Here is a 9,001-nt window from a genome sequence, read left to right as displayed (position 1 = left end):
GAGGGGGCAGGGGGGACGTCGATCGGCTCGGCTGTCACCCGGTCATCGTCCTCCTGCGCCGGCACCCGCCTGCGCGCCGGTCACCGGGCCGCTGACGTCGGCACCGCGCACGTCCCCGATGAGCTGCTCCAGCACGTCCTCCAGCGCCACCAGCCCGAGGACCCGGTCGCCGTCGCGGACCAGGCCCAGGTGCGAGCCGGACCGGCGCATCTCCTGCAGCACCTCGGGCAGCGGCTCGGCCGGGGTCAGCTCGACGAAGTCCTTGACCGCCTGGTCGGGCACCGGCTTGTCACGCGAGGTCGGTCCGGTGCCCAGCACGTCCTTGACGTGGACGTAGCCGGAGAGCGAGCCGTCCTCCAGGCGCATCGGGTAGCGGCTGTACCCGTGCTCGGCGACGACGCCCTCCAGCTCGCGCGGTGTGGACGAGCGCGGCACGGTGACCAGCGAGTCGGGGGAGAGCAGCACCGAGCTGACGTCGTGCTGCTCGAAGGTCAGCGCGCCGGTGGCCAGCTCGCTGACCTCGCTCCCCAGCAGCCCCTCCTCACGGGACTGGGTGATCATCGACTGGATCTCGTCGTGGTCGAAGCTGGCGGAGATCTCGTCGGTCGGGGTGACCCCGAAGAGCCGGACGAACCCGTTGGCGACGACGTTGAAGAACCAGATGAACGGCTTGAGCACCCGCACCAGCACCGCCAGCGGGGGACCGAGCACGATCGCCGCGCGGTCCGGGCCGGCGATGGTGATGTTCTTGGGCACCATCTCGCCGAGCACCATGTGCAGCACGGTGACGATCGACAGGGCGATCACCAGCGAGACCGGGTGCAGCAGCCCCTCGGGGGCGCCGACGGCCTCCAGCGGCGCCTCGATCAGGTGGGCGACGGCCGGTTCGCCGACCGCGCCGAGCCCCAGTGAGCACAGCGTGATGCCCAGCTGGGCGCCGGCCATCATCTGCGAGACGTTGCGCATCGCGGCCAGCGTCTTCTGCGCGCGGACGGAGCCGGCCTCGGCGCGCGGCTCGATCTGGTCGGCGCGAGCGGACACCAGGGCGAACTCGGCGGCGACGAAGAACGCGTTGCCCAGCAGCAGCGCGACCAGCACGAGCAGGCTCAGCACGTCGCTCATGCCGACGCCGCCATCGCGGGGCCATGGTGGCCGACATGGCCCTCCGTCGGGTCAGCCGGGTGGACGTCGCCGGGGCCGTGCTGGCCGACATGGCCGTCCAGCGGCTGCGGCGTGGCGCGCAGCCGGGACACCCGGCGCCCCTCGACCCCGGCGACGGTCAGCCGCCAGCCCTCCACCTCCACCGACTCGCCCTCCTCGGGCAGGTGCGCCAGCCGCTCCAGCACGAAGCCGGCGACGGTCTCGTAGCGGCCCTCGGGAACCGGGATGTCGGTGCGCTCGCGGACCTCGTCCGGGCGCAGCAGCCCGGAGAGCACCCAGTCCCCGCCGTCCCGGCGCAGCTGGCGCAGCGGCCGGTCGGTCTCGTCGGTGATCTCGCCGACCAGCTCCTCGACGATGTCCTCCAGCGTCACGATGCCGTGCGTGGCACCCCACTCGTCGACGACGAGGGCCAGCTGCAGGCCCTGCTCGCGCAGCAGGTCCAGCAGGGGGTCCAGGTGCAGGGACGACGGGACGGCGAGCACCGGCTCGGCCAGCTCCCCGGCGGTGCGCTCCAGCCGCTCCGGCTCGGGGACCGAGACCGCGTTCTTGACGTGCACCACGCCGGTGACCTCGTCGAGGTCGGAGCCGTAGACCGGGAAGCGGGAGTTGCCCGACCGGATGGCGGCGTCGATGACGTCGGCGGCGGTCGCCTCCGAGCTGAGCGTCCACAGCCGGGTCCGCGGGGTCATCACGTCGGTGGCGAGCTTCTGCCGCAGCCCCAGCGACCGGCTCAGCAGCCGGGCCGCGACGGGCGACAGGTCGCCCTCCTCGGCCGACCGCCGGGCGACCGCGGCCAGGCCCTCGGCGTCCCGGGTGTCGTCCAGCTCCTCCTTGGGCTCGAAGCCCAACCGGCGGACGATCCCGTTGGCCAGCGCCTGCAGGGCGTGCACGACCGGGCCGGTCACCAGGGTGAACGCGCGCATGCCCGGCGCGACCAGGGAGGCGGTGCGCAGCGGCCGGGCGATGGCCAGGTTCTTCGGGCCAAGCTCGCCCAGGATCATCTGCAGGAACGTGGCCAGCGCGATGCCCAGGGCGACGGCGATCGGAGCGGTCGCGCCCTCGGGCAGCCCGATCGCGTCGAGCACCGGCTCGAGCAGCCCGCCCAGCGCCGGTTCGGCGAGGAAGCCGACCACGAGCGTGGTGATCGTGATCCCCAGCTGGGCCGCGGACAGCTCGGTGGACAGCCCGCGGAGCGCGCGGACGACCCCCTCGGCGCTCTTGTCACCCGCGGCAGCGGCGCGCTCGGCCTGGCCGCGGTCCACGGAGGTGAAGGAGAACTCGGCCGCGACGAAGAACCCGGTGAACGCGGTCAACAGCACGGCCGCCAGGAGGAGCAGCCACTCGGTCATCCTGGATGGGGTGCCCGCGGCGCAGCGGGCGGAAACGGCAGTGCCCAAGAGCACAACCCCTGGAACGACTCAGGGACCGCCGGTGGCGGTCCCTGAGTGGCGAGTCGGGGTGACAGGATTTGAACCTGCGGCCTCGTCGTCCCGAACGACGCGCGCTACCAAGCTGCGCCACACCCCGAGGTGCGTCGACAACTGTAACCGACGCCCCTGGCCCCCTCGCAGGGGCCCGGTACGGGCTCGCGAGTGCCGGGGGGCGAGTGGGTCCTTCAGCAGGCGGCCCGGGCGGTGAGGGTCAGCAGCGTCGCCTCCGGCGGGCAGGCCAGCCGGTACGGGGCGTAGGGGCTGGTGCCCAGTCCGGCGGAGACGTGCAGCCAGGTGCCGTTCGGTTGCCCGGGGGAGGGTTGCGCCCAGCGGTGCAGCCAGCGGACGTGCTGCCGGTCGATGCCGCAGTTGGTGACCAGGGCGCCGTAGAAGGGCACCCGCAGCTGGCCGCCGTGGGTGTGCCCGCAGAGCAGCAGGTCGTAGCCGTCGGCGGTGAACCGGTCGAGCACCCGCGGCTCAGGGGAGTGCACCAGGCCGACCCGCAGGTCGGCGTCGGGGTCGGCGGGCCCGGCGACGTCGTCGTAGCGGTCCAGCTGCAGGTGCGGGTCGTCCAGACCGGCGAAGGCGATCCGCGTCCCGGCCACCGTGAGCGTGCCCGTGGCGTTGGTCAGGTCGAGCCAGCCGCGGGCGGTCATGCCGTCCCGCAGGTCGCGCCAGGGGAGGACGTCGCCGAGCACCCGCTCGTGGTCGGTCTTGAAGTACTTGAGCGGGTTCTTCGGCCGGGGCGCGTAGTAGTCGTTGCTGGCCAGCACGAACGCGCCGGGGAGCTCCATCAGCGGGTCCAGCGCGCGGAGCGTCGGCGGGACGGCGTCCATCCCGGCGAGGTTGTCGCCGGTCGTGAGGACCAGGTCGGGCTGCAGGTCGGCCAGCCCGGCCACCCACTCCTGCTTGCTGCGCTGCCCTGCGGTCATGTGCAGGTCCGACAGCTGCAGCACGGTCAGCGGGGCCGAGCCCGGTGGCAGGACGGGGACGTCGAACCGGCGCAGCGTCCACCGGCTGCGCTCGATGAGGCTCGCGTAGGCCACCGTGGCGGCACCGGAGGCCACCACAGCAGCAGGGACGGCGGTTCTCGCACGCATCCTGCGAGCCTACGGGCGCGGGAACTCCGTCGTCCCGGTGCGGGCGGAGGTGGCAGGCTCTCCGGCGTGCCTGGACTGAAGGACCGACTCCGTACCGACCTGACCACCGCGATGAAGGGCCGCGACGAGCTGAGCACCGCCACCCTGAGGATGGTGCTCTCCGCCGTCTCCGCCGAGGAGGTGGCCGGCAAGGAGGCCCGTCAGCTCAGCGACGACGACGTGATGGTGGTGCTCCGCCGGGAGGCGAAGAAGCGCCGTGAGGCGGCCGAGGCCTTCGCCGACGCCGGGCGCGCCGAGCAGGCCGAGCGGGAGCGGGCGGAGGAGGGCGTGATCGCCGCCTACCTGCCGGCCCAGCTGGCCGACGCCGACCTGGCCGCGATCGTCGCCGACGTCGTCACCCGCACCGGGGCATCGGGGATGAGGGACATGGGCAAGGTCATGGGCGCGGTGCAGGGCGCGGTGGCCGGCCGGGCCGAGGGCGGCCGCGTCGCGGCTGAGGTGCGCCGACAGCTGGCGTGAAGGACCCCGTTCCCCCCCACGCTTCGCAGGCTCAGCGCGGGCCCCTGAACGGGGCCTCAGGGGCCCGGGTCTCCGTCGCCGTTCCAGTCCGGCATGGTGAACTCCGGGGCGCCGGGCTGCTGGTCGGCCGGCGGCGAGTCCTGCGCCGGGGGATCAGGGGTGCTGGGCGTCGAGCTCTCCGGCGTCGGCGTGTACCGCGGCCGGGTGGTCGGTGAGGGGGTGCGGTAGCCGGACCCGTTGCTCACCTGGATCGTGACGACCTGGCCGACGGTGGCCTGGGTGCCCGAGCGGGGGCTGGTGCCGAGGAAGCTGCCCGAGGAGCGGGAGCTGCTCACCTCGGAGACGACCGGCCGGAAGCCCGCCTGGGTGAGCGCGTCCTGGCAGGAGCTGACCGAGGAGCAGCTGGGGACGGTCGGCCGGTTGCCGGAGACCACGAGCGGGTCGGCCGGCGGGAAGGGCACCGAGGGCTCCTTGGACAGGATCGGCAGCATCGCGTCGTGGTAGATCGTCGCGGGCTTGTTGCCGCCGTAGCCGCCGACGTCCTGCTGCGACTTCGGGTTGAAGACCATCACGCTGACCGTGTACTTCGGCGTCGAGCCCACGAACGTCGCCGACTTGTTGTCCTGGATGGTGCCGGTCTTGCCGGCGATCTGGTGGCCGGGGATGGCCGCCCGGGTCGCGGTGCCGGTGACGGTGTCGCCGATCATCATCTGGTTCAGCGTGGTCGCCACGCCGGCCGGGATGGCGTTCTCCTTGCAGGTGTTCCCGCTGACGTAGGGCGTGCCGTCGTCCTTGGTGACCGGCTCGCCCGTCGAGTCCACGATCGAGATCACGGGCGTCGGCTCGCACTGGGTGCCGTTGGCGGCCAGGGTGGAGTACGCGCTGGCCAGGTACAGCGGGCTGGTCGCGTCGACGCCGAGGGTGAACGAGCCGCGCTTCTCGGCGATGATCTGGTCGGCGGTGGCGTCGATGGAGTGCAACCCCATGGCCTGCGCGGTGCGCACCGGCGGCTCGACGCTGCCCAGCGCGTCCTCCAGGCCCACGAAGTAGGTGTTGGAGGACTCGACCAGGGCCGCGGTCATGTCCATCGTGTCCGGGTAGTTGTCGCCGACGTTGCTGACCGTGTACGGGGCGCCGGTCGTCCCGCCGTTCTTCTTGAACACCTTGGAGCTGTAGGGCTGCGGGGTGGTGATCGTGTAGTGCGAGCCGAAGCCCTGGGCGAGCGCGGCGGCGGCGGTGAAGACCTTGTAGGTCGACCCGGCGCCGGCACTGGTCGCGGTGTTCAGGTTGACCGACTCGCACTCGTAGGCGTCGCAGCCGTAGCGGCGGTTGACGCTCATCGCCAGCACGTGCCCGGTGCCGGGCTCGACGGCGGTGAACACGCCGGCCAGGTCGTTGCCGCCGCCCATCGGGAGGGTGTTCAGCACGGCCTGGTCACCGGAGGTCTGGATGTCCGGGCGCAGCGTCGTCTGGATGGTCCAGCCGCCGGTCTTGATCGCGTCCGCGCTGATCCCGAGGGTGCCGGTCAGGTAGTTGTACATGTAGTCGCAGAAGAACCCGCCGACCGTGGCGTCGATGCAGCCGTTGGGCGGGCTGCCGCCCTCGGCGATGGGGATCGGGGTGGCCGAGACGTCGGCCAGCTCCTGGTCGGTGATGTGCCCGAGGTCGTGCATGCGCTGCAGCACCTGGTTGCGCCGCTTCTGGCCGGCGTCGGGGTTGACGATCGGGTCGTCGTTGGTCGGGCTCTGCACCAGGCCGGCGAGCACCGAGGCCTGCGGGAGCGTCAGGTCGGCGGCGTCGACGCTGAAGTACTTCTGCGCGGCGGCCTGGATGCCGTAGGCGCCCTCACCGAAGTAGGCGATGTTGAGGTAGCGGGTGAGGATCTCGTCCTTGGAGTAGGTCTGCTCCAGGGCCAGCGCCAGCCGGGCCTCCTTGAGCTTGCGGCCCACGGTCTGCGCGGTGGCCGCCTGCTGCTCCTCCGGGGTGGACGCCGTCTGCAGCAGCGTCTGCTTGACCAGCTGCTGGGTCAGCGTCGAGCCGCCCTCCTCGACACCGCCGGCGGCGACGTTCTTCGCCAGCGCGCGCAGCGTGCCCTGCACGTCCAGGCCGTTGTGCTCGTAGAAGCGCGAGTCCTCGATGTCGACGATCGCCTGCTTCATGACGTCGGAGATCTGGTCCGGCGTCACCGGCGTGCGGTTGTTCGCGAAGAACTCGGTGATCTCCGACCCGTCGACGGCCAGCACCTTGGTGTTCCCGCTGGGCGTCTTGTCGGTCAGCTCGACCGGCAGCGCGTCGAGCAGCGTCGAGGAGTTCCGGGCCACCAGCCCGGTCCCGCCGACGAAGGGCAGCAGCATGGCGGCGACCAGCAGACCGGCCACGACGATCGCCCCGGCCAGCTTCACCAGGGCATTGCGACGGAGGAGCGCAGACTCGGACATCGCAGGCCAAGGTACCTGTTCGGCGGGCCCGGGCGCCCCGCCTCGACGCCCGACGCGCGGTGGCCCGGGCGGGTCGCGCGCGAGCCTCTCGCGGGAGGCGGCTCAGCCCGCCTGCGGCCGGAGCGGCAGGACGCGGCTGCGCGGGGTGCCCGTGCCGGTGTCGTCCTCGGCGGCCAGCAGCGCCTCGCCCATCGCCCGCAGCCCCTCGAGGTCGTGCACGTCGCCGGCGGCGGCCGGCACGGTGCGCACCTCCACCTCGGGGTGCGCGCTGGTGAACCGGTCGGCGAGCCGCTGCTCCCGGGTGGCCAGCGTCATCCGCTCGGCGTGCACCCGCAGCGCCCCGGCGGCCAGTTTCGCGCCCTTGCCGCCGGCCTCGGCGACCGCCTCGGCGGCGGCCTCGGCGCGGGTCGCCGTCAGCGCCGTCGTCGCCGGCGGGTGGGTGCGGTTGATGACCAGGCCGGCGAGGGGCATCCCCTCGGTGGACAGCCGGTCCACGAAGTAGGACGCCTCGCGCAGGGCGTCCGGCTCCGGGGCGGCGACCACGACGAACGACGTCCCCGGCTGGCGGAGCAGCTCGTACGTCGCCGTCGCGCGCTCACGGAAGCCGCCGAACATGGTGTCCAGGGCGGAGACGAACGCGGAGATGTCGCCCAGCAGCTGGCCGCCCAGGATCTTGCTGATGATCCGGGTGAAGATCGAGAAGCCGACGCCGACGATCCGCACCCCGGCCCGCCCCCCGGCCCGGGCCGGCGCGGTGAGCAGCCGGATCATGGTGCCGTCGAGGAACCGGCTCATCCGGTTCGGTGCGTCCAGGAAGTCCAGCGCCGACCGGGACGGCGGGGTGTCGACGATGATCAGGTCCCAGCGGTCGCTGCTCCGCAGCTGCCCGAGCTTCTCCATCGCCATGTACTCCTGCGTCCCGGCGAAGGACGAGGACAGCGCCTGGTAGAAGGGGTTGGCGAAGATCGTCTCGGCGCGCTCGGGCGTCGAGTGCGCGGACACGACGTCGTCGAACGTCCGCTTCATGTCCAGCATCATCGCCGAGAGCTCGCCCGGGGCACCGGGCGTCTCGACCACCCGCGGCTCGTTGTCCAGCTCCACCAGGCCCAGCGACTGGGCCAGCCGGCGCGCAGGGTCGATGGTGAGCACGACGACCTGCCGGCCGGCCTCGGCCGCCGCCAGGGCCAGCGCCGCCGAGGTCGTCGTCTTGCCCACCCCGCCGGAGCCGCAGCACACGATGATCCGGCTCTCCGGGTCCGCCACCAGGGCGGCGAGGTCCAGGGACGGCGCCACCGCCGGCCGTCGGGGCGCGGTCACGCGGCGGCCTCGGTGGCCAGCAGGGCCTCGAGCCGTTCGGCCAGCTCGAACAGCGTGCCCAGGTCGATCGGGGTGACCGACAGCGGCAGCTCCACCACCGGCCGGCCCAGCGCCTCCACGTCCCCGCGCAGCGCGTCCTGCGCCACCCAGCGCTGCGCGTGCTCGACCGCCTCGGCGGCGAGCCCGTCGGCGACCTCCGCGGCACCGTGCACCGAGGCCGCGGTGAGCGCGGGCAGCAGGTCCGCGCCGGTGAGCCGGCCCTCGGCGGTGCGGCTGAGGCTGGCCGCCGGCAGCAGCGGCTCGGCCGCCATGTTGACGATCACCGACCCGACCGGCAGCCGGGCCGCGGTCAGGTCGGCGATCGCGTCGGCGGTCTCCTGCACGGGCATGTCCTCCAGCAGGGTCACCAGGTGCACCGCCGTCGTCCCGGACCGGAACACCGCCATCACCCCGTCGCTCTGCGCCTTGATCGGCCCGGAGCGGGCCAGCCCGGCGACCTCACCGGTCACGTTGAGGAACCGGGTGATCCGACCGGTCGGCGGGGCGTCGACGACGACGGCGTCGTAGACGAACCGGCCGTCGTGGCGACGGGTGACCGCCTCCTTGATCTTCCCGGTCAGCAGCACGTCGCGCAGGCCGGGTGCGATGGCCGTGGCGAAGTCGATGGCGCCCATCTTGCGCAGCGCCCGGCCGGCCCGCTTGAGGTTGTAGAACATGTCCAGGTACTCGAGGAAGGCGGCCTCGACGTCGATGGCCAGGGCCTTCACCTCACCGCCGCCCCGGGCGACGGCGACCCGGCGCTCCTCGTAGGGCAGCGGCGGGGTGTCGAACAGCTGGGCGATGCCCTGCCGGCCCTCGGTCTCGACGAGCAGCACGTGCCGGCCGTCGGCGGCGAGGGACAGGGCCAGCGCGGCGGCGACCGTGGTCTTCCCGGTCCCGCCCTTGCCGGTCACGACGTGGCACCGCACGGGCAGCGGCTCTCCGGGTGCAGGGGTCACCCCTGCGAGCCTACGAGTGGAAGGACCCCCTCGCCCCC

Annotated in this window: 7 protein-coding genes and 1 tRNA gene; 1 reads left to right on the top strand and 7 read right to left on the bottom strand. The window is 73.1% G+C overall.

Features of this window, described 5'->3' with window-relative positions; all coding sequences use genetic code 11:
- Positions 1 to 42: 42 nt before the first annotated feature.
- The 4 genes from FHL80_RS17425 to FHL80_RS17410 form a co-directional block, all read right to left on the bottom strand.
- Positions 43 to 1,122, bottom strand: coding sequence for a hemolysin family protein (locus FHL80_RS17425; protein ID WP_138734640.1), 1,080 nt, complete (start codon positions 1,120 to 1,122; stop codon positions 43 to 45).
- Positions 1,119 to 2,510: a hemolysin family protein gene (locus FHL80_RS17420; protein ID WP_246078757.1), complete on the bottom strand. Its 1,392-nt coding sequence runs from the start codon at positions 2,508 to 2,510 to the stop codon at positions 1,119 to 1,121. Before FHL80_RS17420 ends, FHL80_RS17425 begins: the two co-directional genes overlap by 4 nt.
- 104 nt (positions 2,511 to 2,614) lie before the next feature.
- Positions 2,615 to 2,688: transfer RNA gene (locus FHL80_RS17415), tRNA-Pro, on the bottom strand.
- 88 nt (positions 2,689 to 2,776) lie between these two features.
- Positions 2,777 to 3,691, bottom strand: coding sequence for a metallophosphoesterase (locus tag FHL80_RS17410; RefSeq protein ID WP_138734639.1), 915 nt, complete (start codon positions 3,689 to 3,691; stop codon positions 2,777 to 2,779).
- 66 nt (positions 3,692 to 3,757) lie between these two features.
- On the opposite strand from FHL80_RS17410, the gene FHL80_RS17405 reads away from it, so the two are divergent.
- The gene (locus FHL80_RS17405) at positions 3,758 to 4,210 is read left to right on the top strand and encodes a GatB/YqeY domain-containing protein (protein ID WP_138734638.1); all 453 of its coding nucleotides are present in this window, start codon (positions 3,758 to 3,760) and stop codon (positions 4,208 to 4,210) included.
- Between the two features lie 56 nt (positions 4,211 to 4,266).
- Here the strand turns inward: FHL80_RS17405 and FHL80_RS17400 are convergent, their stop codons facing one another.
- The 3 genes from FHL80_RS17400 to bagA form a co-directional block, all read right to left on the bottom strand.
- Positions 4,267 to 6,648, bottom strand: coding sequence for a transglycosylase domain-containing protein (locus FHL80_RS17400; protein ID WP_138734637.1), 2,382 nt, complete (start codon positions 6,646 to 6,648; stop codon positions 4,267 to 4,269).
- 102 nt (positions 6,649 to 6,750) lie between these two features.
- Positions 6,751 to 7,965: an ATPase BagB gene (bagB, locus tag FHL80_RS17395; RefSeq protein ID WP_138734636.1), complete on the bottom strand. Its 1,215-nt coding sequence runs from the start codon at positions 7,963 to 7,965 to the stop codon at positions 6,751 to 6,753.
- Positions 7,962 to 8,963 (bottom strand): ATPase BagA, encoded by a 1,002-nt coding sequence (bagA, locus tag FHL80_RS17390; protein WP_246078756.1) that lies wholly within the window; start codon positions 8,961 to 8,963, stop codon positions 7,962 to 7,964. The genes bagB and bagA overlap by 4 nt, the downstream gene beginning before the upstream one ends.
- Positions 8,964 to 9,001 lie beyond the last annotated feature (38 nt).

Source organism: Modestobacter excelsi (genome assembly GCF_005930495.1).
Classification (GTDB): Bacteria; Actinomycetota; Actinomycetes; order Mycobacteriales; family Geodermatophilaceae; genus Modestobacter; species Modestobacter excelsi.
This window is presented reverse-complemented; position numbering and strand designations above follow the sequence as displayed.